Genomic DNA, 24,354 nt, shown 5'->3' on the forward strand with positions numbered 1-24,354 from the left:
ATCCGCGCCGTCGCGCGCTGAACGATCAGCTGTCGTCGGGAAGTAGCCGGAACGCTTCCGCACCCACGAGCGGCCGGATAGCGCGGAAGTCGCGTCGGTCGAGGGTGAGTATGTCCGTGGTGCGGAACTCGGCCGCGAGGGCCACGTTCACCGCGTCTGTCAGGTCGAGGTCGAGCCCGGCGTAGCGTTGTTGTACATCCCTGGCTATGCCGAGGACTTCACGGCCGGTGCCGGGGACGAGGAAGCGCATTCGGTCGACTTGGGCGAGTACGAAGTTCATCACCACGGCCCGTTGCGATCCCCCGAATCTACTACGGGTCAGATGATCGAGTTCGGTCAGAATCATGGGCGACACGACAACCGTTCCGGCCTCACGCAATACCTGTTCACAAGTGCTGGAATCGGCCGAGTCTCGATCGAATGCCGCCAGCAGACCGGAGGTGTCGGCGACGACTAGCACTGACCGTCTGCCACAGCCCGTCGAACTTCCTCTTCGGTCGCCGGCTCGCCGCCGCCGGAGACTTTGGGCCATTCGTCCGGATCATCCCAGACTCGATACGACAAGGCGGCCAGGTGAATACCTTCGCGAATGATCTCGGCCTCGGAACGGCCACGCCGCCTGGCCGCCTCTTTGATCAGCGCGAGATCCTCGGCGTCGGCATAGACATTCGTCCGTTTCATCGACATGTACCATGCACTGCACATGTGCTCGAGCGAGCCCCATCACGAAGGATCGCGGTGGCAGACTGTAGGGTTGCCGACCCGGGCGGTATGCGCTGTGATCTAGTTCGACATCGCGCATGGGGAGGTACCGCACGTTGGCCACATTGAAACCGGGGGCGGTGTTCGCCGGGTACACAATCGAACGCCTGCTCGGTGCCGGTGGAATGGGGGAAGTGTATGTCGCCCGGCATCCGCGGCTTCCCCGCTCCGATGCGGTCAAGGTGCTCGCCGCACAGTTCACCGACGATGACTCGTACCGGCGCCGCTTCGAACGGGAAGCCGATCTCGCCGCGTCGCTGTCGCATCCCGGTATCGTCAGCGTCCACGACCGCGGAGAGTTCGAAGGGCGGTTGTGGATCGCGTTGGAGCTGATCGACGGAACCGATCTGTCGGCATCGCTCATCGCCGCGCCTGCCGGATTACCCGTGGCCGATGTGGTGCGGGCGATCACGGAAGTAGCCCATGCGCTCGACTACGCGGGCGCGCGCGGGTTGATTCACCGAGACGTGAAACCCGCGAATATTCTGCTCGCCGCAACCGGTCACTACCTGCTGACCGACTTCGGGATCGCCCGCATGGGCCCGGAAACCTCCGATCTCACCGGAACCGGCGGGGCCGTCGGCACTGTCGCCTACGCCTCCCCGGAACAGATGCAAGGACTTCCGCTCGATCCCCGGTCCGACCAATATTCACTGGCTGCCACCGCTTTTCATCTTCTCACCGGCACCCAGGCGTTCACCGGTACCAATCAGGCAGCGGTGATCCTGGCTCATGCGCAGCAGCCCGTGCCCAGCGCGCGAGAGCGGCGGCCCGGTCTCGCGCCGGCCGTCGATGCGGTGTTCCGGCGGGCAATGGCGAAGACTCCGGAGCATCGCTTCGCAACCACCGAAGAATTCGCGACCGCTCTCGGCCGGGCCTTCGCGCCGCCCGAGCCGCACGCGGAACAGCCGGCAGAGCCCGCTGACCGTTACGCGGACACAGTAGTCAACCCGGCCGCGGTCGATACCGAACCCCGGGACCCGACCCCGCCACCGGACCTCGGTACGTCAGGGCAAGGACCGGCACGCCGGCAGGTTTCGCTACTCATCGGCACGCTTGTTGCCGTGGTGGCACTGGTTGTCGCCGGTGCGCTCGGTTTCCGGGCCTTCCAGCAGTACGCCGGTGCGAAGGAACACGACGCCGGCGCAGAAGAAGCGGCGCGGTTGCCCCGCCGACCTGTGACGCCGATTCTGCCGTCACTCGAGAAACGACCGGATGCGCCGGTCTGGACGCTGGCGGACATCCCGGGCCCGCCGGGGAACCAGCAGCATGATCCGTTGGCGCGCGGAGGGGATTCCGAAGTTGTCCTGTTCAGCCGCACCATCGACCCCGACCGGGAAGAGCCGATCGAATATCTCGACGTAGTCGACGCGAACACCGGGCGGCTCTGGGCAGGAACCCAGCCGATCGTGGTCGACACGACGGGCTCCTTGGACGTGTGGAGCTGTGCCGTCAGTGAAAGTCATACGGCGGCCGCCTGTCATCTCGGCGACCGCCATGCAATGAAACCCGATACGTTGATTGTCGTCGATTTCGCGACGAGCCGGATCATCACAACTATTACGACCGAGGGAAGTATTTCCGGTTTGACGGCCGCGGGTGGACGTTTTGTTTTCGCCGACATCACCTACCATGTGCCGCCGTCGCTGCGGTCGATCGGCGTGGACGGCCGGGAATTTCCGGCCATCACCTGGCCCGATGCGAGTCCGATGCCGGCTGACGCCTCGGATGATCGCTATTGGATCGAAATCTTCGAGCCGGCCGAGCTGGCCGTGATCAGGTCCGCACCGGACCCGGGACATCCATTGTCGAAGTGGGAATTGCGGGTGATCCGGCTCGAGGACGGAAAAGAGGTGTTCCGGCGTGACTCGGTGGAAGAAATCGGGGACGACGACTGGAACGTCTTCCTGGACGGCTTCGTCGTCGCCGACGGCCAGGCACCGCCCGGGATCTACGACCGGAACGGTGCCAGAACCGCGCAACTGCCGGAGGGTTGGCAGCCGAGCCGACCGCTCACGAACGATTACAGGACGTGGGAGTCGTGGCCGGGTGAGACCTCGGTGCCGACCGCGATCCACATCGACGGTGACAAGACGACCTACGCCGCAATCAGCCCGCGCACCGGGACAGTCCTGTGGAAGCAGCAGTCCTCCAGCGAGGATCCGCTCTGGTTGTACGGTGTCGGAGATCTGATCCGCACCTCGGAATCAGGCCGTGTGGTGGACGCCTACACCGGTGAATCCGTGCTCCCCGATCCCCTGCCGGACGGCCCCGTACTCGGCACCGACGGAAGCCGGATCGCGGTCACCACGGCTCCGGGCGAGGGATACTCACTCGAGGTGTGGAGTAGCGACGGTTTGGTCTGGAAGGTCCCCAGCGAGTCGACACCGATGTCGATCGGCGGAAAAATCTATGTTCAGAACCTGCGGATCTTCTGAATTCCCGCCGTATGCCGCGCCGAGGTCCGCCGCGGGACTCAGCGACCGGACCACACCGCTGGTATTCGAACCCGCAGGCACAAGAGCTTCCCGAACCGATCTCGAGGGCGGGTAGGTCCGTGCTGCGGAACTCCGCCGCGAAGGCCACATCGACCGCTTCTGCCAGGTCGACCTGAGCACATACGAAGCTCATCACCATGAGACCGATCAGTGCGTGCGGCCCACGGCGACGGGTAGTTTCGTCAGCCCGTGCAACGCCAGGCCCGCCCGCGAGACCGCGGGCCCGGCCTGCGCGAGGTCCGGGAAGGCGCGCAACAGTGCCGGAAACGCCACCTGTCCCTCGAGCCGGGCCAGCGGCGCGCCGAGGCAGTAGTGCAGCCCACCGCCGAACGACAGTGGCGGTTCCCCGGCACGGTCCAGCCGCAACGCGTCCGGATCGTCGAACACCTCGGGGTCACGGTTGGCGGCGCCGAGCAGCGTGATCACCCGTTGACCGGCCGGCAGCACTCGATCGCCGATCCGTAGCTCCTCGGGCGCGGTCCGCGAGGTGAGCACCTGCACCGGCGAGTCGTAGCGCAACAGTTCTTCGGTCGCGGTGACGGCGAGGTCCGGGTCGGCGCGCAGAGCTCGCGCCTGATCGGGGTGGTCGAGCAGGGCGCGCAACCCGTTCGCCAGCAGCCCGGTGGTCGTCTCGAACCCGGCGGCGAACAGCAGCGCCGCCATGGTCACCAGTTCGTCGTCGTCGAGCCCGCCCTCGGGACCGGATTCCGCCGCCAGCGCGGAGAGCAGATCGTCGCGAGGTTGCGCGCGGCGCCGCACCACCAGATCGGAAAGGTAGTCGGCGATTTCGGCCGCCGCGGTATCCGCCGCGGCCACCGTATCCTCGTCCAGCCGGTCCAGCACCGCTGTCCAGGTTCGCACCAGCGGCTGGAACCGGGCCCGGTCCGGCGCCGGAACGCCGAGTAGTTCGCCGATCACCGTAACCGGCAGGGGGAAAGCGAAGGCGTCGACGAAATCGACTGTGCCGGAACCGGACATCTCGGCGATCAGCTCTGCGGAGATTCGCTCGATCGCTGCCCGTAACCCCGCCACCCGCCGGGCAGTGAACGAGCCGGAGACCAGCCGCCGCAACCGCGTGTGGTCGGGTGGGTTACGCACCAGCATGCTGGTGAACACCAGCCGCAGCCCGGGTCGCTGCTGCCAGTCCGGGAAGCCGGCGGCGGCCAGTGTCCGCTCCAGCCGCTTCAGCAGCCGGTGGTCACGCACCAGCGCGGTCGCGAGCCGATACCCGCTCACCACGAGGGTGCCGTCGGGAAGCTGCGTGGCCGGACCGAACTCCCGCAACACCCGGTACAGCGGATAAGGGTCGGCCTTGCCGGCGGGCTCGGTGAGCGCTGCCACCACTTGTGCGACACGTGTTTCGGTATCGGTTGCCATGTTCTCCCCGGACCTCGTGTGCACCACTGCCCGGGCCAGCCTACCGACCGCGGCGACCGGCCTGCGGGACGACAACCGTGTCCGTGCAACCACCCGCGATGACCCGCACCCGAATTACAGAGCATTCGCTCTGTTATGCTGCGGTCATGCCCCGCCCTCGCACACACGACCTCGACCACCTGATGGATGTCGCGGAACAGCTGGCCGTGGACTCCGGGCCCGCGGCGGTCACCGTGCGCGCGCTTTCGGCGGCCACCTCGGTCTCCAATGGGGCGATCTATCACGCGTTCGGTTCGCGTGCCGAGCTGATGGGCCGGGTCTGGCTGCGGGCCGCGCAGCGGTTCCTGGCTCTGCAACGCGAGGCGGTCGAGCGCGCGCTGAGCGCCGGGCCCGCCTCCGGGAATGCGGTCGAGGCAGTCGTGGCGGCGGCCGATACCCCGGCCGAATTCCTGCTGCGGCAACCGGTTTCGGGACGATTCCTGCTGACCGTGTCCCGGAAGGAACTGCTCGGCGCCGGCGATATCGGCGACGATCTCGCCGGGGAAATGCACCGGCTGGACCGGGTCCTGGTCGAACTGTTCGCGGAGCTGGCGCGCAACGTCTTCGGCCACACCGACGGCGAGGCCGTCACCGTCATCCGCGACTGCGTGGTGGAACTACCCACCGCCCTACTGCTGCGCGGCCGGCGCGCCCCCGATCCCGCTGTCCGGCGACGCCTCGCGGCCGCCGTCCGCGCGGTCCTGGCCCTACCCCTCCCCGATCCGGCCACCACGAAGTGAAAGGCAACTCGATGACCGCGACACTGCACTACCAGGACAAGATCGCCGTACTGACACTCGGTGACAACGAGAACCGGTTCTCACCGGATTGGCTCGATACCGTCGACACCCACCTCGACACCGTCGAACGCGAAGCTCAGGGCCTGATCACCATCGGCAGCGGCAAGTTCTACTCCAACGGCCTGGACCTGGACTGGCTGATGGCCAACGGCGACCGCGCCGAATGGTACGTCGCCCGCGTCCAGGAACTGTTCGCCCGCATCCTCACCTTCCCGCTGCCCACCGTCGCCGCCGTCAACGGCCACGCCTTCGGCGCCGGCGCCATGCTGGCCATCGCCCACGATTACCGCGTCATGCGCGCCGACCGCGGCTACTACTGTTTCCCCGAGGTCGATATCGACATCCCGTTCACCCCCGGCATGGCCGCACTCGTCCAGGCAAAACTCAGCCCCCAGGCCGCGGTGACCGCCATGACCACCGGCCACCGTTTCGCCGGCCCGGATGCCCTCGCCGCCGGACTCGTCGATGCCACCGCCGGCGAAACCGAGGTCCTCACCACCGCCGTAGACCGGCTCACCCCGCTCACCGGCAAGAACCCCGCAACGCTCGCCGCCATCAAATCCACCATGTACGGCACCGTCACCGCGGCGCTGCGGTGATCAGCCCCTGAGCCGGCCTCGCCGGAGGCCGAGCTTCCGATCAATGGTCATCCCGGAAGTCCGCCGCTGACGAGCAGGTGCTGGCCGCTCACCCAGCGGGACAGCGGGCCGGCGAAATACTCTGCCGCGTCCGCCACATCGTCGACGCTGCCGAGCCGGCCCCCGAGGGGACGCATGGCGAGGTTCTGGGCGCGGGTCGGGTCGTCGTCGGGAAGCTCGGCGAAGACTCCGGCACCTTCGATCTGGGTGGGAATGATCGAATTGACCGTGACACCACGCTTTCCGACTTCCTGGGCGAGCACTTCGACGGTGTACCGGGGTGCCATTTTGCTGGAGCCGTACAGGCCGACCCCGGGAATCGGGAGGCAGGTGGTGCTGGAGCCGATGTAGATGATCCTGCCGTTGTCCTCGATATGTTTCGCCGCCTTCTGCAGGGTGAAGAACGCGCCTTTGGTGTTGATCGAGAACAGGCGGTCGAACTGTTCCTCGGTGACGTCGGCGAGAGGCTGATCGATCAGTTCGACGCCCGCGTTCGCGACCACGATATCGATTTTCCCGAAGACCTCGAGGGACTCCCCGAAGAGACGCTCGAGGGCCTGGACGTCGGAGACGTCGGCCTGGATCGCCACGGCCTTCGAACCGAGGTCTTCGACGTCTTGCACGGTTTTCCGCGCGCTGGTCGCGTTGCCGGCGTAGTTGATCACCACGCGGGCGCCGAGCGAGGCATAGCGCAGGGCGATGGCCCGGCCGATGCCGCGCGCCGACCCGGTGACGAGAGCGACCTTGTCCTGTAGAGCGGTGGTCATGCCGATCCCCAATCCTGTAGACAGCGTCCGGTGGGCTTTGCCGATCCACGACTAGAATATCAGGCAGTTGTCGGATAAATCGGAAACAGGCAGGTCGAGGAGTATTCATGGTTCGCTCAGGACCGGGCAGGCCGAAACGCGACGCGCGTACCCCCGATCACGCGGAGCTCATGCGCAAAGGAATCCAGGCCTTCGCCGAGCTCGGCTACGAGGCGGTTTCGGTCCGCGAACTGAACAACCTGCTCGGTATGGGACATACGTTCATCCACGACAGGTACGGCTCGAAGGACGCCTTCTGGCGCACGGTCGTCGCGCACGAGTGCCGGACGCTGGCCGCCGAGCTGGCGTCCGCCCTGGACCCGGCGCCGGACGACGACCTGGACTGGCTGGTGGCGGCGATCCGGGCTTTCCACCGCGTCAGCGCGCAACATCCGCACTTGAACCGGGTGATCGACTACGAGGCGGCCCGCGAATCCGAGCGGCTGGACCACCTGTTCACCTTGATCGAGCCCCTCGATCGGTCCGCCAGAACGGTTTTCGAACGGCTGGTCGCCGCCGGGCGGATCCGTGACGTACCGTGGCACGTCTTCCATTTCGCCGTCACCAAACCCACCCTGCTGTACGGGCAGGCCCCCTGGGCGCGCAGATTCGGGCACCCCGACAACACCGCGGACAGCGGTTCGGTCGCCGAGGTGATCCTGCACGGACTACTCACCGGAAAAATGCCCGATAACCTGCGGTCGAGCCCTTGACTGACGGCCGATACAGAGGAGACTGGAGATACACCGGAACAACGAAGAGTGAGACTCGTTCGAAGAAGACGTTCGGAGAACGGCGGTCGAACTCCTCGGCGGTCCGGCCAGGCCCCCGGCAAGCCAGTCGGAAACCGGAACAGTCAGCGACGACTGAGGTTCAGGTTTCCGATCGAGACTACCGGGGACTGCTCTGTGTGGGGGATATCCGTTACCGCGTCGGCGACAACAGCACCATCATGCACGCGATCGATGCTCGGGGACGGTTCGACTGCCTGATCGATGCCGCCACCGCCCAGCCGCAGGCCGAATTACCGCACGGCCGTGAAAGCGCTCGATGGACGGAGGGTCGAGGTCACCACGCCGGAATCACCGGATACGCCGCGAGCTGAACCGATATCCGGCTGCGAGGCATCCGGTCGGCGCGGTACGAGCTGACCTAGTATCGGTCGACAGTCGATCGAAGGAGAACGACCTCGTGCGCCGACAGATTCGCAATCAACCGGAAGACGCGCCCGAGGAGGCGCTCGAAGGGCTCTCCCTCACCTATCCCACTCTCATCGCCTATGACCGGGCGCGCGGCCTCGTCACCCGGGCCACTCCGGCGCGCGACAAGGTCGGTCTCGTCTCGGGCGGCGGATCCGGGCACGAACCGCTGCATGCCGGTTTCGTCGGAACCGGCATGCTCGACGTGGCCGTGCCGGGCGCGGTGTTCGCCAGCCCGACGGCGCTGCAGGTGCACGAGGGCACCGTGGCCGCCGATTCGGGTCGGGGCGTGGTGCAGATCGTGAAGAACTACACCGGCGATGTCATCAACTTCCGGATCGCCGGCGAACTGGCCGGTGACGACGACGCCGTCGCCACCGAAATCGTGCTGGTGGACGACGATCTGGCCACCCAGAGCGACGATCCGGACGGCCCGGGCCGTCGTGGCACCGCCGCGGTGCTGGCGGTCGAGAAGATCTGCGGTGCGAGCGCCGAAGCCGGGGCGGATCTGCGCGCGGTCGCCGAGGTCGGCCGCCGCGTCGCACGCAACGCCCGCAGCCTCGCGTTCGCGCTGAGCGCGGGCACCCACCCCGGCGAAACCGCTCCGGCGTTCACCCTCGACGCCGGCGAAGTGGAATTGGGTGTGGGCATCCACGGCGAGCGCGGTACCGGCCGGGTGCCGTTCGCCGATGCCGATACGCTGGTATCGCTGCTGGTCGATCCGCTGGTCGCCGAGCTCGGGCTCGCCCGCGGCGCGTCGGTGATCGCGATCGTCAACGGGCTCGGCGGCGCCTACCCGATCGAACTGTCCATCGCGGCGCGCGCCGTGCACCGGCAACTCGGCGGACGCGGTATCGCTGTCGCCCGCTCGCTGGCCGGCAGCTATGTCACCTCGCTCGATATGGTCGGGGTCTCGCTCACCCTGCTGCCCGCCGACGCCGATCTGCTGCCGCTGTGGGACGCCCCCGTGCGCACCCCCGCCCTCACCTGGTGAAGGAGCCCGACCATGACGAATGAGGCATTACCCGCGGGATTCGGGCAGCGCTGGGTGCAGACGATGTTCGACGCCTTCCTCGATCGCACCGAAGCCCTCGCCGACCTCGACCGCCGCGCCGGTGACGGCGATTTCGGCGCGAATATCGCCGCCGCCCTGCGCCGCGCCCGCGCCAACATCGAGGCCGAAACCCCCGAGTCGTACGCGGCCTGGCTGACCGCGGTCTCGCGCGGATTCCTCGGTACCGGCGGCACCAGCGGACCGCTGTTCGGCATGTTCTTCCGCGAACTCGCCCGCTGCGCAGACGGTTCGGAACCGACCCTGACCGAGCTCTCGCAGGGCCTGACCGCCGGGGTGGCCACGGTGCAGCGATACGGCAAGGCGCAGGTGGGGCACAAGACCATGGTCGACGCGCTCGCCCCGGCGGCGGAAACCCTCGCCACCCGCACCGCCGGTACGCCCGCCGAAGCGCTCGCCGCCACGGCCGAAGCGGCGATAGCGGGTGCGGCCGGCACGGTCTCGCTGGTGGCCAAACGCGGCCGGGCCAGCTATGTCGGCGAGGTGGCGCGTGGTGTCCTCGACCCCGGTGCGGCGGCCGCCGCACTGATCCTGCAAGCCGCCGCGGCGGCCTACGACGAACACGGCGGCGAGATCGACACCGCGTGGCTCGCCGACGCCACCGCCTGATCAATTCGGGTGTGAGTCCGGGCCCGGTCCGATGGGGATAGCCGACGGTAACCGGCCGCAGTTCATCCGCAACGTGTGAAGACGAGCCGCACCCCCGGCCGTAACGTTCGCCGCGTCCACCCGACCGGGCCGTGCCGTGTCCGACCGACGCGAGGAGTGCCGATGGCAGCGACCTTGTCCGTCCACGGCGGCGGGGCCGTTATCGTCCCGCGCGCAGGATCCGCGAAACCGCCACCAATCCCATGGCGATCCCGGCGGTGCCGACGACCGTGGCCACCGTCGAACGGGTCAACATCGCGATACCCGCGGCGAACAGCAGGCACATGGCCAGGGCCAGCAGCGCGGTCACCCACTCCATTCCGGCTATCCGGACGGTCCGGGTACGCCGGGGTACCGGCTGTTCGGCTCTCGGGACACTACGGCGATCCATGGGCAAAACCTTCCGTGTCGTTCCGTTATGTGAGAAGCGCTCGGTCATAACGACCCGGTCGACCGGTGAAGCGCACGGGGCATACCGGGTGACAACGATCACGTGGTGTGCCGGCCCTGTTCCGGGCCTCGCCTCGAGAATCTCCGGCAAACCGGCGTGACGATCTCCCGGCCGCGGTGTCCTACCGGTGAGCGGAGGAGGTGAGATGACCACGATCGACTCGGCACCGGACGCAGGTCCCGACGACGCCACCCTGGTGAGCCGGGCGCGCGACGGCGACGTGCGCGCCTACGAGGTACTGGTGATGCGATACCAGGCCCGGATGTTCCGGCTGGCGTCGAAAATGCTGGCCGATCGTGCCGAGGCCGAGGACGTGGTCCAGGAGGTTTTCCTGCAGGCGTGGCGGCGCCTGTTCCAGCTGACCGACGACGGCGCCTTCGTCGGGTGGATGTACCGGATGACGACCAACCGTTGTCTCAACGTGATCCGGACCCGGCGGCCGCACGCCGAACTGGACCCCGACACCACCGAATCGGCGCGCGCGGACACCCAGCCCGAGCACGCGGTGCAGGTGAGCACGCAACTCGCCGCCCTGAACTCGGCGCTGCAAGAACTGACCCCTGAACAGCGCGCATGCTGGCTGTTGCGGGAAGTGGACGGGCTCGCCTACGACGAGATCGCGTCGATCATCGGAGTGAGCGCGACCGCTGTCCGAGGCCGTATCGCGCGGGCGCGCGCCCAACTGTCCGAGGTGATGAAGCCATGGCGGTGAACGAAACGACCGAACGCAACCATCTCCTGCCGTGCGGGCGGGATCTGGAGCAGGTGTGGCAGCGGCTCGACGAAGAAGACACCGGGCACGCCGGCACGCACGAGGCTTCCTGCCCGCACTGCCGGGCGGCACGGGAAAGTCTGCTGGCACTGCGGGCCGCGACCCGGGAGCTGATCGACGAACCCGACGACCCCCCACCGGACCTGCTCGGACGCATCATGTCGGCGGTCCGTGCCGACGCGCGGCGAGGCCGCATGCTGGACCTGCCGACCCCGCACACCGGCGAAATCCAGGTGAGCGAGCAAGCGGTGGCAGCCATCGTGCGTTATGCGGCCGATTCCGTGGCCGGTGTCCGGGCACGGAATTGCCGGGTGCGGCAGGCCCCGGCCGAATCCGGTGGCCCGGGGCCGCTGGATGTGGAACTGACGATCGCGGTGCGGTTCGGGTCGGCGACCTTGGACGAGGTGCTGCCGCTCGTCCGGGCCCGGGTCGCCGCGGCGCTGCCCGACCACATCGGCACGACGCTGCGCCGACTCGACGTCCACGTGGGCGATTTCTACGACGAGACCCCGGCGGCGGATCGGAGGGACGGAAATGACGGCTGACAAACTCTCGATGGTCGTGACCCCGCCGGTCGTCGCCGCGGTCGCCGCCCGCGCCGCCGCCGCCACGCCGGGCGTGGCCCGGCTGGAACCGGGAGTGCGCGGCCTGCTGGCCGTACTCACCCGCGCGGGCAGGCAGCGCTGGACCGGCGCCGATCCGGCGCCCACCGAAGGAGTACGCGTCCGGGTCACCGGCGCGGGGCTGACCGTGCACGTCGATATCGCTGTCCGGGCGGACGGACCGGCCGCCGAGGTCGGCCGCGCGGTGCAGGAACACATCGCGCGGGAGGTGGGCGAGCACACCGGCCGGCAAGTGGACGCGGTCTGCGTGCACATCCTCGATATCGAACCGGAGCTGTGATGGCCGACGAACAGATCATCGACCGGATCCTCGGCGCGCTCGAGGGCGTGCCCGGACTGTGGCCGGCCGCGCCCCTGCTGGGCGATAAGACGTCATGGCCGTGGGACACCCGGCAGTACGCCGTCGATCTCGGCACGGATGTGGTCGAGGTGCGCTTCGTCGCCGGAGTCCTGCCGCTGCCGCCGCTGCTGGAACGGGCCGGGGCCGCCGTCCGGCCGGTGCTGACCGGCACCCGGTGGGAACACGCCGAGCTACGCCTCGTGGTCACCGAACTCGATGCGGCGGCGGTCGCCGGGGAAGGAGCCGATCGGCTCGGCGCCGGAGCGTGACATCCGGGGCGTTCCGGTGTCGAACAAGTGAGGTCCAGCAATCCGAGAGATCAGGAGGAGAAATGACCGCTCCGACCAGTGACAAGACCACCGCGGGCAACAACGCCGGCGGCCGCGGCGCAGACCAGGTACCCGAGAACACGCCGCGGAAATCCAACCCCCTGGTGACCGACCAGGGCATCACCACCATCGCCGACGTGGTGGTGGAGAAGGTGGCCGGGCTGGCCGCCCGCGAGATTCGCGGAGTGCACGATCTCGGCGGCGGCACCGCCCGGGCGCTCGGCGCGTTGCGGGAACGGATCCCCGGCGCCTCGGCCAGTACCGGACAGGGTGTCTCGGTGGAGGTGGGTGAGACGCAGGCCGCCGTCGATCTGCAGATCGTCGTCGAGTACGGGGTCGCGATCGCCGAGGTCGCCCGGCTGGTGCGGCGCAACGTGATCACCGCGATCGAACAGATGACCGGCCTCGAGGTCGTCGAGGTGAATATCAACGTCAACGACGTCTTCATCCCCGGTGACGACGAGCCCGAAGCCGAGACCGGCCGGGTGCAATGAGCCCCGCCGCCACAGCGGAGAGGAGTGCACGGTGAACGCCACATCGATAGGCCTGGCCGTCGGACTCGCGCTCGGTTTCGCCGCCGCCTTCGGCGGTTTCACCGCGTTCCTGATCGTGCTGGTGTTCGCGGCCGCCGGCCTGCTGGCGGGCCGGTGGCTCGACGGTGAGCTGGATCTGAACGCGGTGCTGCGATCGGCGCAGCGGAACAGGAGCCGGCGGTGACCGCGGTGAGCGCCGACCTGCCGGGTGTGACCACGGTCAGTGACCGGGCGGTGCGCCGGATCGCCGCCCGGGCCGCCCGCGAGGTGGCCGGTGTCGCCGGGACGGTCAAGGTCGACGCCGACGTCTCCGGCGACCGCACCTCGCTCGATATCCGGCTGCCGGTGCACTATCCCGAACCGGTGGGCCGGGTCACCGACGCCTGCCGTGCGCATCTGCTGCGCCGCACCGAGGAACTGACCGGACTGGGTGTCTCCCGGGTCGATATCGTGGTGACCGAATTGGCCACCGAGGCGGCACCGGCCGGGAGAGTGCGGTGATCCGCCGATCCCGGCGCACGGTCCCCGCCGTGCTGGTCGCGCTGGTGGTGGCGGCCGGATGCGTCGCGGTGATCGTCTCGCTGGCGCAACGCTCGGCCGGTGCGCGCGAATATCTCTCCTACGACACGATCGCGCGCGAACTGCACGCGACCACCTGGGGCGAATGGCCGGTCCTCGTAACAGCTCTCGCACTGCTCGTAGCCGGCGCGCTGCTGCTGGCGGTGGCGGTATTGCCCGGCCGTCCCCGGATCCTGCCGCTGGGATCCCGGGACGGTATGGAAGCCGGGGTGCCCGCCGGCGATCTGCGGGCGCTGCTACGCACCGCGGCGAAGACAGTGGACGGGGTCAACTCGGCGCGTATCACCCTGCGGCGCGGCACGGTCCGGGCCGTTGTCGATACCGACTTCCACCGCGGCCATACCGAGATCGCGGACGAGGTCTGCACCGTGCTGAACACCCGGATCCAGGAGCTCGGGCGACCGGCGCGGCGGGTGCAGGTGCGGGTGAAGGGCCCCGAGAAGGAGCCCGGCGGCGGGCGAGCCACCGAGATCGCCGCCCAGTCCCGGTGAACGGCAGGTCTGCGCACGCCCGGGATGAGCCGGGACCGCGGGGCCCGCGTCGGTCAGCAGTCCCCGCCGTCGCGTGTGGTGGCGCCACGGTGTGCAGTCGACTACAGAACGTGAATGGGAGTGTCCGATGGCATATGCGAACCGCCCGGCGAGGCTGAATCGAACACTGCTCGCGCTGCTCGGGGCCGCGCTGGTGGCCGCCGGAGCACTCGCGCTCGCCGCCTGGGCCGGATGGCTGGGCCGGGTGGACCCGGGCACTCCCCTGGTTCCGGGGACGGCGGCTCCGCCCACCTGGGTGTTCTGGGTCGTGATCACCGGTGCGGCGATTCTCGGCCTGCTGTGCCTGCGCTGGCTGCTGGCCCAGTTCTTCCGGATGCCGAAACCGGAGGCGTGGCGAATGGAGACCGAGGGGTCGGCCGGGCGGACGGTGTTGTCGTCGCGTACCGCGGCGTCCGCACTGACCGCCGATATCGAATCCTTCGGCGAGGTCCGTGCCGCCGAGGCGTGGCTGGCGGGTCCCCGCGCGACCCCCGAACTCCATCTGGTGGTCACCGCCGAGCCCGACGCCGATATCGCCCGGCTGCGCGCCCGGATTCACGACGAAGCCGTCCCGCGACTGTGCCGCGCCCTCGAGATCGGCGAACTGCCGGTGCGGCTGGAACTGGGTTTCGCCGACGCCGGGCAGCGCGGCCGGTTGCGCTGAACCGTTCATGACCATCGATCGTGGGAGAGCGTGAAGGTGACTGTGCGATGATCCGGCGACTTGTCGTATTCGGCGGTACGGGCGATCTGGCCGGACGCTACCTACTGCCGGGGCTGGCCGCCCTCCACGAAGCCGGGCGGCTCGACGCGGACTTCGAGATCGTCTGCGCCGACCGGAAGGGCCGCGGCCCCGACCAGTTCCGGGCATGGGCGCAGACCCAGCTCGAGCAGCACGCCGCGGACACCCCGGCCGGATCCCGGCAGGCGATCACCGATTCCGCGCGATACCGGCGCGCCGATATCGGTGACCCGGCGCAGGTGGCCGAAACGATCGCCGGTGCGGGACCGGTCGCGGTCTACCTGGCCCTGCCCCCTTCGCTGTTCCCCACCGCGATCCGGACGCTGCGCACCGCGCACCTCCCGCCCGGCAGCCGCATCGTGCTGGAGAAACCGTTCGGCGAAGACCTCACCAGCGCACAAGACCTCAACCGGTTGCTGGCGGATTTCGTTCCCGAACAGGCCGTCTTCCGGGTGGACCACTTCCTCGCCATGACCACCGTGCAGAACCTGCTCGGCAGCCGGCTGGCCAATCGGGTGCTCGAATCCTTGTGGAACAGTGCGCATATCGCCGAAGTCGAGATCATCTGGGACGAGACCCTCACCCTCGAGGACCGCGCCGGATACTACGACGGTGTCGGCGCGCTCGAGGACATGGTGCAGAACCATCTCCTGCAATTGCTGTGCCTGGTGGCGATGGAACCCCCGATCACCCTGTCCGAACGCGACCTACGCGATCGCAAAGTCGATGTGCTGCGATCGATCCGCCCCCTGACCGACGATGACATCCCGCACCGCACCCGCCGAGCCCGGTACCGCGCCGGCGCCATCGGCGAACGCCACGTCCCCTCCTACATCGACGAACCCGGCGTGGACCCGCGCCGGCGTACCGAAACCTTCGCCGAAGTCGAATTGGCGATCGACAACTGGCGCTGGGCCGGAACGAACTTCGTCCTGCGCACCGGTAAGGCCCTCGGCACCGATCGCAAAGAGGTCGCCGTCCATTTCCGGCCCGTCCCCCATATGCCGTTCGGCCACCACGGCACGACCGCACCGAACGTGCTGCGCTTCGGACTGGACCCGGAAAACCTCACCCTCGGCCTCAACGTAATCGGTGCCACCGTGGACACGCTGGTCCCGCTCACCATGACCGCGCCCATCCAACCCCCCGACCTCCCCGCTTACGGGCGGCTGCTGCTGGATGTCCTCGTCGGCAATCCGGCGCTGTCGATTCGCGCGGACGAGGCGGAAGCGGCATGGCGGGTGGTCACCCCCGTTATTTCGGCCTGGTCGCGTGATCTCGTACCGCTCGGCGAATACCCCGCGGGATCCCCGGGCCCGGCGGAACCGTAGTCACGCCAGGCGATCCCGGCCTCGTCCTTGCTAGGTTGTCAGTGCGACAGACCCGGACCGCTGCCGCGAACCGAAACCACCAGGACAGAATGTAGAGGTCGATGCCGGACTCGAACTACTCGACCGATCGCCATCTGGTCGGGCGTGCCATTGCCGACATCACCGGAGAAGCGGCCGAGGCCGGAATGCTCGGCTACGGCCGGGCCGAGCAGAAAACCACCGGAATACACCTGCGGTTACGCGCCCGCGCCTTCGTTTTCGCCGACCCGCTCGTCGACCGGCGGGTCCTGCTGATCGTGACCGACCTGCCGCTGATCTTCTCCAGCATCACCCAGGAGGTGCTGCGACGCCTGGCGCAGCGATTCGGCGACACCTACACCGAGTCCAACGTGATGCTCACCGCCACCCATACCCACTGCGCGCCCGGCGGCTATGCACACCACCGGCTGTACAACGGCTCGACCGGGTTCCGCCCGCACACCTTCGCGGCGATCGTCGACGGCATCGTCGAAGCGGCCGTGCGGGCGCACGAGGATCTGGGCCCGGCCACCCTGCGCCTGGTCCACGGCGAACTGCACGATGCCAGCGTCAATCGCTCGCGGGCGGCATTCGACCTGAACCCGCAGGAGGACAAGGACTTCTTTCCCGCGGCCATCGACCCGCAGACGACCCTGCTGCGCATCGACCGCGACGGCGAACCGGTCGGCGCGATCAACTGGTTCGCCACCCACGGCACCTCGATGACCAACCGGAACACGCTGATCAGCGGCGACAACAAGGGGTACGCGGCCTATCACTGGGAGCACCTCGTCGAGGGCGTGAACTATCTGGCGGATCCGGATCCCGATTTCGTCGCGGCGTTCGCGCAGACCAACGCCGGTGATATGTCACCCAACCTCGGCGGCAGCCCCGGTCACGGCCCGACCGGCGACGAGGTCGAGAACACCCGGATCATCGGCCTGCGGCAGTACGAGGCCGCGGCGAAACTCGCCGCGGGATATATGCCACGCATGGCCGGCACCGTCGACCACCGCCTCGTCCACGTCGATCTGTCCGCGGTGACCGTATCCGCGGAGTTCACCGGAGACGGATGTGAACACCGCACCGGCAAACCTGCCGGGGGTGCGGCCGCGTTCGCCGGTGCGGGTTTCGACGGGCCGACCAACTGGAAGACCTTCCACGAAGGCCGTAATCCGGGCTGGGATCTTCTGTCGCGGTGTGCGTACTGCTTCGCGCGCGCAACGCGAGACGCGCAGGCGCCCAAGGCGATCGTCGCCCCGGGCGGGCTGCTCAACCGGTTCAAGCCGTATGTGCAGGAAATATTCCCGGTTCAACTCGTCCAGATCGGCGAGCTGTATCTGCTCGGCATTCCGGGCGAGGTGACGATCACCGCCGGCCTGCGCCTGCGGCGGACCGTAGCGGCCGCCCTCGGCGCCGAGCTCGCCAACGTCCTGATCGCCGGCTACAGCAACGCCTATATGCACTACGTGACCACCCCCGAGGAGTACACCGCCCAGCGCTACGAGGGCGCGAGCACCCTGTTCGGGCGCTGGCAACTACCGGCCCTGCAGCAGATCGCGGCGCAGCTCGCGACCGCCCTGCACGACGAGAGCCCGATTCCCGCCGGAACCGCGGCACCCGATCTCGCCGAGCTGAGCAAACCCGCGAAAACCACGCCACCCCCGGACTTCCCGCCGGGCGGCCGGCAGTTCGGTGACGTGCTCACCGAACCGGAGCCGGCGTATCGCGCCGGCGATCGGGTGACCGTCGAATTCGCCGGCGCACACCCCAACAACGACCTCCATCGCGGCAGCACCTACCTCATGGTGCAGCGCTACAACGGCGAGCGCTGGCGCACCGTCGCCGACGACAGCGACTGGACGACCACCTTCACCTGGGCGCCCGGCCCCGCCGCGAGCTCCCGCATCACCATCGTCTGGCACACCCCCGCCGACACCCCGCCCGGCACCTACCGGATCCGGTACTTCGGCGACGCCGCGCAGCCCGGCGGCGAGTGTGTCCCCATCAGCGGGACCTCCCCGGAGTTCCAGGTCCACGGCGACTGATCGCACCCCGCGGAGAACTCGGCAGCCGGGCGGTCCCGCGACGGCCCTCAGCGCAACGGGAAGCCCTGAGCCGTCAGGGATTCCCGCAGCCGGTCCCGGCCCTTCAGCGCTTCCGCCGACGCCAGCCGCGCCAGTACTCGCTGGGTCCACGAATGCTCGAGGCCCTGCTCGGCATAGAACTGCGCGATGCGCTGCTCGTAGCGGTCGAGATCATCCCGATGCGCCGGTCGGTAGGTCTCCTCGTGCAGCACCGCGGCCTGCGGCAGCCGCGGTTTGACCCGGGCATTCTCCGCCGGATCGGGATAGCCCACGACAAGACCGGCCACCGCGAACACCCCGTCGGGCAACGCCAATTCGTCGGCCACCTGTTCCGGGTTGTTGCGGATCGCCCCGATATAGACCGTCCCCAGCCCCAGCGATTCCGCCGCCACCACCGCGTTCTGCGCGGCCAGCGCCGCATCCAGGAACGCGACGTAACTCGATTCGAGATAGTCGGCCCCGTCCAGCGGCGCACCACGCTCGGCAGCCAGACCGCGCACCCGCGCGAGGTCGGCGGTCCACACCAGCAGCAACGGCGCCTGCCGGATCTGCTCCTGATCACCCGCGAGCACGGCCAGCCGGGCCTTCCGCCCCGGATCGCGGACCGCCACCACACTCCACACCTGCAGATTCGATGAGGTGGGCGCGGACTGGGCGGCCGAAATCAACAGTTCCAGCACTCCGTCGGGCAGCGGATCGGGCAGATACCGCCGCACCGACCGGTGCTCGTGCAGAACCTGCAGCACCGGGTTCCATTCGGCCGCTGCCGCCGGCGCGGGCTCACGGTAGCGCTCGGCCACCACCTGGTCCGGAGACGGTGCGATCTGGGTCATGATGCCATCGTCGCCGCACCGGGCCCGGTGGTCAGCGGTTGACCGCAACTCGAGCCGAACCCGGCGCACCGGTTTCCGTCGCTCCCCGCGACACCGGCCCGCCGGTAGCGATAATCCGCTCGACAAGGACGGAACCACGTACCGGAGATCGGCTACGAAGTGATCAATTCCGACCGGTTGGGACAAATAAGGCGTCTTCCTCGATTAGTCTCGCCTCGGCCGTTCCGGTGGCGTCGGCTGAGCTGTTCCCGGGCGCCACATCCGCCTGCACATATGGAGTGACACAGTTGTTTTCGCCCCCGCCCGATGATCGGTCCACCGTGCTTCCGCTCATTCAGGGATCACCCCAGAGCACCGACGGGCCCCGGATTCCGTTCTACGCCGAGGAGATCGCCCAGCATCCGCATCGCGCCTATCGCGAAATGCGCCGCCGTTACGGCGCGTTGGTGCCGGTCGATCTGGCTCCCGGGGTCCCGGCAACTCTTGTCGTCGGATATCACACCGCGCTGCGCATCCTCAACGACCCCGAGCATTTTCCGGCGGACTCCCGCGTCTGGCAGCGCGATATCCCGCGCGATTGCCCAGTCCTGCCGCTCCTGGAATGGCGCCCGTCGGCTGTCCGGAATTCCGGTCACGTGCACGCCCGGTACCGGCAGGCAACCGTTGCCGGGGTGAACGGCGTCGATCTGTTCTCGCTGCACAGCCGAGTGGAAAGGATCGCCGTACCACTCATCAACGCGTTCTGCGCCACCGGTGCGGCGGAACTCATCGGGCAGTATGTGTTTCCGCTGACCTTCGCGCTCATCAACGACATACTGGGCTGTCCCGCCGAGATCAGCCGGCGCGCAGCGGCCGGAATGGCCACCATGATCGAAGGCTCGTCAACGGCCGCCAGTGAAGGCAACGCCATGCTGGAACAGGCCATGGCCGATCTGGTGAGCCTGAAGAAGCACCAACCCGGTGAGGACATCGTCACCCGGATGGTGCACGACCCCGCGAACCTCGACGACGAGGAAATGCTGCACAACGTCTACAGTTTCTATGGGGCAGGGATCGAACCGCTACAGAACCTGATCGTCAATTCGCTGCGCCTGATCCTCACCGACGAGCGATTCGCCGGCGGCGTCCTCGGCGGCAGCCTGTCGACCCGCGACGCCGTCGACGAGGTGCTGTTCACCGACCCACCGGTCGCGAACTATGCGGTGTCCTTCCCCCGCCAGCCGGTGCTGATCGACGGTGTCTGGCTACCCGCACATCAACCGGTGATGATCAGCATCGCCGCCTGCAACAACGATCCGGCCATCGATACCGGGGAGTACACCGACAACCGCGCCCACCTCGCATGGAGCGTCGGCGCACATACCTGCCCGGCGAAGGACGTGGCCTACCTGATGGCGCAGGAGGCGATCGACCAACTGCTCGACGCGCTACCCGAACTACACCTCGCCGTACCGGCCGAGGAACTCACCTGGCGGCCCGGAGCTTTCCAGCGTGCACTGACCGCACTACCGGTGACGTTTCCCGAATCCGCGCCGCTGACCATCTAGTTCACCCTGCCGGATACATGGACATCCGGCCAACCGGAGCAACGTGTTGAGTGAGGGCTGTCATCAGACGACGCCGATCAGTTGGCCGATCGGCAGCGGCACCGTAAATTCCGGCCCGTCCTCGGCGTCGGGACGAGGCTGGATCACAATCCGGAGCTTACGCCGTCGAGCACACCACCCGTGTGCCATACTTAAAGTATGGCAACCCGGAAGATCACTGTCACCGTGCCGGAAGAACTCGTCGAATCGATCAAGGGCCGGGTCGACTCGCGGGGAGTGTCCGGCTACATCGCTGCCGCTGCCGCACATCGCGATGCCATGGACCGGCTGCGGGAGCTGGCCGAACAGATCGAGGAAGAATACCGTCCGCTGTCGGAGGAGGAGCAGCAGGCCGCGCTCGATCGGATCGCCGCCCTCGACGAATGGCATGACGAACACGGCGCACGTCCCGGCAGTGCCGCGTGAACCGGACACGACGAACGGCAGCGCATCAGCCACGGCAACGTGTCTTCGTGTTCGACTCCGAGGCATTGGCCAAGGCAGTCCAGGGTGACCGGGAGATCGCCGCGCTCATCAAAACCGCACCGCAACTCGATATCCCGATCGTCACGTCAGCCCTGGCTACGCTGAATGCGTGGAACCCGCGAGACGGATCCAAGCAGGCCCTGTGGAGTTGGACGTTGTCACGAATCCGCGTGGTACACACCGATGACCACGTAATCGCATCCGCGCGGGACATGTTGAGGAACGCCGGACTACACGGGCACAAATATGCCATCGACGCCGTCCTCGCGGCTGTCGCCGAGCGAGAGTCCGCCAGAGGGTCCGAAACCACCGTATTCACCTCCGACACCGACGACCTGAACCAACTTCTGGCGGGCCGGCCCGTGCGGGTGGAGAAGGTCTGAGAGGACATTCCGGCAATTCGGACGCGCCTCGATCCGAGCAGAACCCGTCCCCCGCCGAGCACCCCCACCGCGTGAGAGAAACCGATCGACCCGCACCTGCCGAATCTGGGCATCGGTGGTCGCGGCGCGGACGCCGGGGCCGGCGTTACCGAGCTGCGGAGATTTCAGTCCGCGGGGATAGTTTGCAGCCGTTTATCTACCATTCCGCGGCGTTGTACGAATTCGGCCCCCGACCGTTCAGATGAAACCGATGGTCAGGGGCCTGTTTCTGCTCCCCCAACTGGACTCGAACCAGTAACCTGCCGATTAACAGTCGGCTGCTCTGCCAATTGAGCTATAGGGGATTGCTCGGTGGTCTCGCCCGTTCCGGGCTGACCGAGGTGAAACTCTAGCGTATGGGTGGGCGCGCGCCCAAATCGCGGGGTCGAGGTCGGCGGACGGGGTAAAAGTGGGTGCGAGCGGCGCCGGTGCGGTGGCGTCGGATCGACAGGTGTCGGTGCGGTCGGGCAGGATGGGGCAGCACGGACTACTGGGAGGAGCTCGACCCAAGATGCTGCGGTTGATCATCGGTATCGCTGCCGGTTATGTGCTGGGCAGTAAGGCCGGGCGGGCGCGCTATGAGCAGATCAGTGCCAGTGCGCGTGCCGTCGCGGGAAGCCCGGTGACCCGCAAGCTGGTGATGGTGAGCCGGCAGAAGCTATCGGAGAAGTTGAGCACCCAGCCCAAGCTCGAGCCCATGGAGCCGCTGGACGAGCGCACCACCGTGATGGTGCCGCACGATCAGCTGCGGCGGCGTTAGGCGGCGGATATCAGGCGGCGAAGTCGCCGCTGCCCATCGCCTGCTCGAGCAGGCTCTTGCGGTACTGCTCGAGTGCCACCAGATCGCCGAACAGCGCCATGTAGGTGTCGGGATCGTCGGTGGACGAGACGCGATGCAGGCGGGACTTCAGTTCCGCGATCTGCCGCCCCACCAGCCCGGCCTGGGCGCTCGCGAGAACTCCGGTGATGAAGCGCGGGATATCGCCGCTGGTCTTCACCGGCAGCGGTTCGCTCGCCAGTTCCGAGACCAGTGCGCGCAGGGTGAGGTCGTCGGTGTGGTCGGTGATCGCGGCGATCCAGTCGGCACCCGTCAGGCCGCTGCACACCCCACCGGCTTCGGCCATGAGTGTGCGGACGGCGATATAAGCGGGGTGGGTGAAGGCCTCGGTTTCCAGGGCGTCGAAGGCCGGGCCGGCGATTTCCGGGTACTGGAGACCGGCGGCGAGGGCCTGGCGTTGGGAGCGCAGTACCGGGTCGCGCGGGTCGGGGCGGGCGGCCGGCTGGGTGGGGCCGGTGTGCTCCACCCGGGGTGCGCGGGCGGGGGCGGCCGCGGCGCCGCGCAGTTTGCGGGCCTCCTCGTCGACGCGACGGTAGACGAGCTGCGGATCCTGCCAGCCGGTCCATTCGGCGAGCTGGGTGGCATAGCGTTTACGCAGGCCGTGATCCTTGATCTGGGCGACGATCGGCACCGCCCAGCGCATCACCTCGACCTGGCTGTCGTAGGTGAGGGCGCCGGTGCGGCTGTCCTCCCGTTTGGCGATTTCCTGGCGCAGCGCGAAATCGAACAGCGGTTCGCGGCGGGCCACCAGATCGCGCAGGGCGGCGTCGCCGGAATGCTGGCGCATCTCGCACGGGTCCTGCCCGTCCGGGGATACCACCACGTAGGTCTGCCCGGCCACCTTCTGGTCACCGAGGAAGGCCTTGAGGGCGGCGGCCTGCCCGGCGGCGTCGCCGTCGAAAGTGAAGATGATCTCACCGCGCCAGAAGTTGTCGTCCATGAGGAGGCGGCGCAGAATGCCCAGGTGGTCGTCGCCGAAGGCGGTGCCGCAGGCGGCGACGGCGGTTTTCACCCCGGCCAGATGCATGGCCATGACATCGGTGTAGCCCTCGACCACCACGGCCTGGTGGCTTTTGGCGATCTCCCGTTTGGCGTGGTCGAGACCGAACAACACCTGGGACTTCTTGTACAGCAACGTTTCCGGGGTGTTGACGTATTTGCCCGGCATGGTGTCGTCGTCGAAGAGTTTGCGGGCACCGAAGCCGATCACATCGCCGCCGAGGTTGCGGATGGGCCACAGCAACCGCCGGTGGAACCGGTCGATCGGGCCGCGCCGGCCCTGCCGGGAAAGCCCCGCTGCCTCGAGTTCCTTGAACTCGAAACCCTTGTTCAGCAGGTGTTTGGTGAGGGTGTCCCAGCCGTCGGGGGCATAGCCGCAACCGAACTGGGTCCAGGCGGCCTCGTCGAAATTGCGGTCGGTGAGATATTTGCGGGCCATCGTGGCGTCCGGACCGCGCAGCCGGGACATGTAGAACTCGTGGGCGGCGGCATTGGCGGCGACCAGCCGGGAGCGGGTGCCGCGGTCGCGCTGGACCGAGGTACCGCCGCCCTCGTAGTTGATCCGGTAGCCGATCCGGTCGGCGAGCTGTTCGACGGCCTCCACGAAACCGATGTGCTCGATCTTCTGGATGAAGGCGTACACATCACCGCCCTCGTTGCAGCCGAAACAGTGGAACAGGCCGTGGTTGGGGCGGACGTGGAAGGACGGCGATTTCTCGTCGTGGAACGGGCACAGACCCTTCATCGAATCGGCCCCACCACGTTTGAGCGCCACGTACTCGCCCACCACGTCTTCGATCCGGACGCGCTCCCGAATGGCGGTGATATCGCGAGCTGGTATTCGTCCGGTCACGGGGACGAGTCTAGGCGATCGCTCCGCCTCCCCTCCGGGCCGTGCACGTCGATATGGCGGCACTCCGGCCGGCACCGCACACCGGCCCCCACCTCGGCGATATCTCCACCTCCGCTCCACCCGGTGCGGGTCTGTGAGCGCCTTCGCCCAGCGGATCCTGGGT

The 24,354-nt window shown here is 68.0% G+C and carries 27 protein-coding genes, 1 tRNA gene and 1 pseudogene; 21 read left to right on the forward strand and 8 right to left on the reverse strand.

The window, feature by feature from the left end:
• Positions 1–25 precede the first annotated feature (25 nt).
• Entirely contained in the window at positions 26–532 is a 507-nt protein-coding gene (locus ACQEVO_RS22950; RefSeq protein ID WP_432916639.1) for a PIN domain-containing protein, read from the reverse strand.
• Positions 454–681, reverse strand: a complete 228-nt coding sequence (locus ACQEVO_RS22955; RefSeq protein ID WP_432916642.1) for a CopG family transcriptional regulator — start codon at positions 679–681, stop codon at positions 454–456. Before ACQEVO_RS22955 ends, ACQEVO_RS22950 begins: the two co-directional genes overlap by 79 nt.
• Positions 682–818: 137 nt before the next feature.
• Between ACQEVO_RS22955 and ACQEVO_RS22960 the strand changes: the two genes are divergently transcribed.
• Positions 819–3,200, forward strand: coding sequence for a protein kinase domain-containing protein (locus ACQEVO_RS22960; RefSeq protein ID WP_432916645.1), 2,382 nt, complete (start codon positions 819–821; stop codon positions 3,198–3,200).
• A 207-nt stretch (positions 3,201–3,407) separates the two neighbouring features.
• Here the strand turns inward: ACQEVO_RS22960 and ACQEVO_RS22965 are convergent, their stop codons facing one another.
• Positions 3,408–4,637, reverse strand: coding sequence for a cytochrome P450 (locus ACQEVO_RS22965; RefSeq protein ID WP_432916648.1), 1,230 nt, complete (start codon positions 4,635–4,637; stop codon positions 3,408–3,410).
• A gap of 146 nt (positions 4,638–4,783) precedes the next feature.
• Between ACQEVO_RS22965 and ACQEVO_RS22970 the strand changes: the two genes are divergently transcribed.
• Together ACQEVO_RS22970 and ACQEVO_RS22975 are read left to right on the forward strand one after the other, a co-directional pair.
• Positions 4,784–5,416, forward strand: a complete 633-nt coding sequence (locus ACQEVO_RS22970; RefSeq protein WP_432916651.1) for a TetR/AcrR family transcriptional regulator — start codon at positions 4,784–4,786, stop codon at positions 5,414–5,416.
• Between the two features lie 11 nt (positions 5,417–5,427).
• Complete coding sequence (locus tag ACQEVO_RS22975) at positions 5,428–6,075, forward strand: enoyl-CoA hydratase-related protein (protein ID WP_432916654.1); 648 nt, start codon at positions 5,428–5,430, stop codon at positions 6,073–6,075.
• 47 nt (positions 6,076–6,122) lie between these two features.
• On the opposite strand, the gene ACQEVO_RS22980 is transcribed toward ACQEVO_RS22975, so the two are convergent.
• Complete coding sequence (locus tag ACQEVO_RS22980; protein ID WP_432916657.1) at positions 6,123–6,881, reverse strand: SDR family oxidoreductase; 759 nt, start codon at positions 6,879–6,881, stop codon at positions 6,123–6,125.
• Positions 6,882–6,988: 107 nt separating this feature from the next.
• Between ACQEVO_RS22980 and ACQEVO_RS22985 the strand changes: the two genes are divergently transcribed.
• The 3 genes and pseudogenes from ACQEVO_RS22985 (at position 6,989) to dhaL (ending at position 9,800) form a co-directional block, all read left to right on the forward strand.
• On the forward strand, positions 6,989–7,633 hold the full coding sequence (locus ACQEVO_RS22985; protein ID WP_432916660.1) for a TetR/AcrR family transcriptional regulator: 645 nt from the start codon (positions 6,989–6,991) through the stop codon (positions 7,631–7,633).
• Between the two features lie 197 nt (positions 7,634–7,830).
• Positions 7,831–8,025, forward strand: coding sequence for a hypothetical protein (locus tag ACQEVO_RS22990; RefSeq protein WP_432916663.1), 195 nt, complete (start codon positions 7,831–7,833; stop codon positions 8,023–8,025).
• Between the two features lie 86 nt (positions 8,026–8,111).
• Positions 8,112–9,800: pseudogene (gene dhaL / locus ACQEVO_RS22995) on the forward strand (dihydroxyacetone kinase subunit DhaL).
• 199 nt (positions 9,801–9,999) lie between these two features.
• Here the strand turns inward: dhaL and ACQEVO_RS23000 are convergent.
• Positions 10,000–10,230 (reverse strand): hypothetical protein, encoded by a 231-nt coding sequence (locus ACQEVO_RS23000; RefSeq protein WP_432916666.1) that lies wholly within the window; start codon positions 10,228–10,230, stop codon positions 10,000–10,002.
• Positions 10,231–10,435: 205 nt separating this feature from the next.
• Here ACQEVO_RS23000 and ACQEVO_RS23005 point away from each other — a divergent pair, with 205 nt between their 5' ends.
• From ACQEVO_RS23005 to ACQEVO_RS23055, 11 genes are all read left to right on the forward strand, one after another.
• The gene (locus tag ACQEVO_RS23005; RefSeq protein ID WP_432916668.1) at positions 10,436–11,002 is read left to right on the forward strand and encodes an RNA polymerase sigma factor; all 567 of its coding nucleotides are present in this window, start codon (positions 10,436–10,438) and stop codon (positions 11,000–11,002) included.
• On the forward strand, positions 10,993–11,607 hold the full coding sequence (locus ACQEVO_RS23010) for an Asp23/Gls24 family envelope stress response protein (RefSeq protein ID WP_432916671.1): 615 nt from the start codon (positions 10,993–10,995) through the stop codon (positions 11,605–11,607). Before ACQEVO_RS23005 ends, ACQEVO_RS23010 begins: the two co-directional genes overlap by 10 nt.
• Complete coding sequence (locus ACQEVO_RS23015; protein ID WP_432916674.1) at positions 11,597–11,965, forward strand: Asp23/Gls24 family envelope stress response protein; 369 nt, start codon at positions 11,597–11,599, stop codon at positions 11,963–11,965. The genes ACQEVO_RS23010 and ACQEVO_RS23015 overlap by 11 nt, the downstream gene beginning before the upstream one ends.
• Positions 11,965–12,294: a hypothetical protein gene (locus ACQEVO_RS23020; protein WP_432916677.1), complete on the forward strand. Its 330-nt coding sequence runs from the start codon at positions 11,965–11,967 to the stop codon at positions 12,292–12,294. The genes ACQEVO_RS23015 and ACQEVO_RS23020 overlap by 1 nt, the downstream gene beginning before the upstream one ends.
• Positions 12,295–12,356: 62 nt before the next feature.
• Positions 12,357–12,848 carry an Asp23/Gls24 family envelope stress response protein gene (locus ACQEVO_RS23025; RefSeq protein ID WP_432916679.1) on the forward strand — a complete coding sequence of 164 codons (492 nt, stop codon included), beginning with the start codon at positions 12,357–12,359 and terminating at the stop codon, positions 12,846–12,848.
• Between the two features lie 31 nt (positions 12,849–12,879).
• Complete coding sequence (locus ACQEVO_RS23030; RefSeq protein ID WP_432916681.1) at positions 12,880–13,071, forward strand: hypothetical protein; 192 nt, start codon at positions 12,880–12,882, stop codon at positions 13,069–13,071.
• Positions 13,068–13,388: an Asp23/Gls24 family envelope stress response protein gene (locus tag ACQEVO_RS23035; protein WP_432916684.1), complete on the forward strand. Its 321-nt coding sequence runs from the start codon at positions 13,068–13,070 to the stop codon at positions 13,386–13,388. The genes ACQEVO_RS23030 and ACQEVO_RS23035 overlap by 4 nt, the downstream gene beginning before the upstream one ends.
• On the forward strand, positions 13,385–13,957 hold the full coding sequence (locus ACQEVO_RS23040) for a DUF6286 domain-containing protein (RefSeq protein WP_432916687.1): 573 nt from the start codon (positions 13,385–13,387) through the stop codon (positions 13,955–13,957). The genes ACQEVO_RS23035 and ACQEVO_RS23040 overlap by 4 nt, the downstream gene beginning before the upstream one ends.
• A gap of 127 nt (positions 13,958–14,084) precedes the next feature.
• Positions 14,085–14,660 carry an alkaline shock response membrane anchor protein AmaP gene (locus ACQEVO_RS23045; RefSeq protein WP_432916690.1) on the forward strand — a complete coding sequence of 192 codons (576 nt, stop codon included), beginning with the start codon at positions 14,085–14,087 and terminating at the stop codon, positions 14,658–14,660.
• A gap of 47 nt (positions 14,661–14,707) precedes the next feature.
• Entirely contained in the window at positions 14,708–16,069 is a 1,362-nt protein-coding gene (locus tag ACQEVO_RS23050; protein WP_432916693.1) for a glucose-6-phosphate dehydrogenase, read from the forward strand.
• A gap of 101 nt (positions 16,070–16,170) precedes the next feature.
• A complete protein-coding gene (locus ACQEVO_RS23055) occupies positions 16,171–18,135 on the forward strand; it encodes a neutral/alkaline ceramidase (protein ID WP_432916696.1) in 1,965 nt (654 codons plus the stop codon).
• A 47-nt stretch (positions 18,136–18,182) separates the two neighbouring features.
• On the opposite strand, the gene ACQEVO_RS23060 is transcribed toward ACQEVO_RS23055, so the two are convergent.
• Positions 18,183–19,007, reverse strand: coding sequence for an NADPH-dependent oxidoreductase (locus tag ACQEVO_RS23060; RefSeq protein WP_432916699.1), 825 nt, complete (start codon positions 19,005–19,007; stop codon positions 18,183–18,185).
• A 320-nt stretch (positions 19,008–19,327) separates the two neighbouring features.
• Between ACQEVO_RS23060 and ACQEVO_RS23065 the strand changes: the two genes are divergently transcribed.
• The 3 genes from ACQEVO_RS23065 (at position 19,328) to ACQEVO_RS23075 (ending at position 21,462) form a co-directional block, all read left to right on the forward strand.
• The gene (locus tag ACQEVO_RS23065) at positions 19,328–20,554 is read left to right on the forward strand and encodes a cytochrome P450 (RefSeq protein WP_432916702.1); all 1,227 of its coding nucleotides are present in this window, start codon (positions 19,328–19,330) and stop codon (positions 20,552–20,554) included.
• 198 nt (positions 20,555–20,752) lie between these two features.
• Complete coding sequence (locus ACQEVO_RS23070; protein ID WP_432916705.1) at positions 20,753–21,019, forward strand: hypothetical protein; 267 nt, start codon at positions 20,753–20,755, stop codon at positions 21,017–21,019.
• A gap of 47 nt (positions 21,020–21,066) precedes the next feature.
• Positions 21,067–21,462 carry a hypothetical protein gene (locus ACQEVO_RS23075; protein ID WP_432916708.1) on the forward strand — a complete coding sequence of 132 codons (396 nt, stop codon included), beginning with the start codon at positions 21,067–21,069 and terminating at the stop codon, positions 21,460–21,462.
• A gap of 271 nt (positions 21,463–21,733) precedes the next feature.
• Here ACQEVO_RS23075 and ACQEVO_RS23080 read toward each other — a convergent pair.
• Positions 21,734–21,806: transfer RNA gene (locus ACQEVO_RS23080), tRNA-Asn, on the reverse strand.
• 206 nt (positions 21,807–22,012) lie between these two features.
• Here ACQEVO_RS23080 and ACQEVO_RS23085 point away from each other — a divergent pair.
• On the forward strand, positions 22,013–22,261 hold the full coding sequence (locus ACQEVO_RS23085; protein ID WP_432916711.1) for a hypothetical protein: 249 nt from the start codon (positions 22,013–22,015) through the stop codon (positions 22,259–22,261).
• Between the two features lie 10 nt (positions 22,262–22,271).
• On the opposite strand, the gene dnaG is transcribed toward ACQEVO_RS23085, so the two are convergent.
• Entirely contained in the window at positions 22,272–24,191 is a 1,920-nt protein-coding gene (gene dnaG, locus ACQEVO_RS23090; RefSeq protein ID WP_432916714.1) for a DNA primase, read from the reverse strand.
• Between the last annotated feature and the right edge of the window lie 163 nt (positions 24,192–24,354).

This window comes from Nocardia sp. CA-290969 (assembly GCF_050936135.1).
Lineage (GTDB): Bacteria > Actinomycetota > Actinomycetes > Mycobacteriales > Mycobacteriaceae > Nocardia.

What these genes read in the sequence shown, in the direction of transcription:
- ACQEVO_RS22950 (WP_432916639.1), bottom strand. Translation starts at nt 532, where the DNA reads ATGGCCCAAAGTCTCCGGCGGCGGCGAGCCGGCGACCGAAGAGGAAGT.
- ACQEVO_RS22955 (WP_432916642.1), bottom strand. Translation starts at nt 681, where the DNA reads ATGAAACGGACGAATGTCTATGCCGACGCCGAGGATCTCGCGCTGATC.
- ACQEVO_RS22965 (WP_432916648.1), bottom strand. Translation starts at nt 4,637, where the DNA reads ATGGCAACCGATACCGAAACACGTGTCGCACAAGTGGTGGCAGCGCTC.
- ACQEVO_RS22970 (WP_432916651.1), top strand. Translation starts at nt 4,784, where the DNA reads ATGCCCCGCCCTCGCACACACGACCTCGACCACCTGATGGATGTCGCG.
- ACQEVO_RS22975 (WP_432916654.1), top strand. Translation starts at nt 5,428, where the DNA reads ATGACCGCGACACTGCACTACCAGGACAAGATCGCCGTACTGACACTC.
- ACQEVO_RS22980 (WP_432916657.1), bottom strand. Translation starts at nt 6,881, where the DNA reads ATGACCACCGCTCTACAGGACAAGGTCGCTCTCGTCACCGGGTCGGCG.
- ACQEVO_RS22985 (WP_432916660.1), top strand. Translation starts at nt 6,989, where the DNA reads ATGGTTCGCTCAGGACCGGGCAGGCCGAAACGCGACGCGCGTACCCCC.
- ACQEVO_RS23000 (WP_432916666.1), bottom strand. Translation starts at nt 10,230, where the DNA reads ATGGATCGCCGTAGTGTCCCGAGAGCCGAACAGCCGGTACCCCGGCGT.
- ACQEVO_RS23005 (WP_432916668.1), top strand. Translation starts at nt 10,436, where the DNA reads ATGACCACGATCGACTCGGCACCGGACGCAGGTCCCGACGACGCCACC.
- ACQEVO_RS23010 (WP_432916671.1), top strand. Translation starts at nt 10,993, where the DNA reads ATGGCGGTGAACGAAACGACCGAACGCAACCATCTCCTGCCGTGCGGG.
- ACQEVO_RS23015 (WP_432916674.1), top strand. Translation starts at nt 11,597, where the DNA reads ATGACGGCTGACAAACTCTCGATGGTCGTGACCCCGCCGGTCGTCGCC.
- ACQEVO_RS23020 (WP_432916677.1), top strand. Translation starts at nt 11,965, where the DNA reads ATGGCCGACGAACAGATCATCGACCGGATCCTCGGCGCGCTCGAGGGC.
- ACQEVO_RS23025 (WP_432916679.1), top strand. Translation starts at nt 12,357, where the DNA reads ATGACCGCTCCGACCAGTGACAAGACCACCGCGGGCAACAACGCCGGC.
- ACQEVO_RS23045 (WP_432916690.1), top strand. Translation starts at nt 14,085, where the DNA reads ATGGCATATGCGAACCGCCCGGCGAGGCTGAATCGAACACTGCTCGCG.
- ACQEVO_RS23050 (WP_432916693.1), top strand. Translation starts at nt 14,708, where the DNA reads ATGATCCGGCGACTTGTCGTATTCGGCGGTACGGGCGATCTGGCCGGA.
- ACQEVO_RS23055 (WP_432916696.1), top strand. Translation starts at nt 16,171, where the DNA reads ATGCCGGACTCGAACTACTCGACCGATCGCCATCTGGTCGGGCGTGCC.
- ACQEVO_RS23060 (WP_432916699.1), bottom strand. Translation starts at nt 19,007, where the DNA reads ATGACCCAGATCGCACCGTCTCCGGACCAGGTGGTGGCCGAGCGCTAC.
- ACQEVO_RS23070 (WP_432916705.1), top strand. Translation starts at nt 20,753, where the DNA reads ATGGCAACCCGGAAGATCACTGTCACCGTGCCGGAAGAACTCGTCGAA.
- ACQEVO_RS23085 (WP_432916711.1), top strand. Translation starts at nt 22,013, where the DNA reads ATGCTGCGGTTGATCATCGGTATCGCTGCCGGTTATGTGCTGGGCAGT.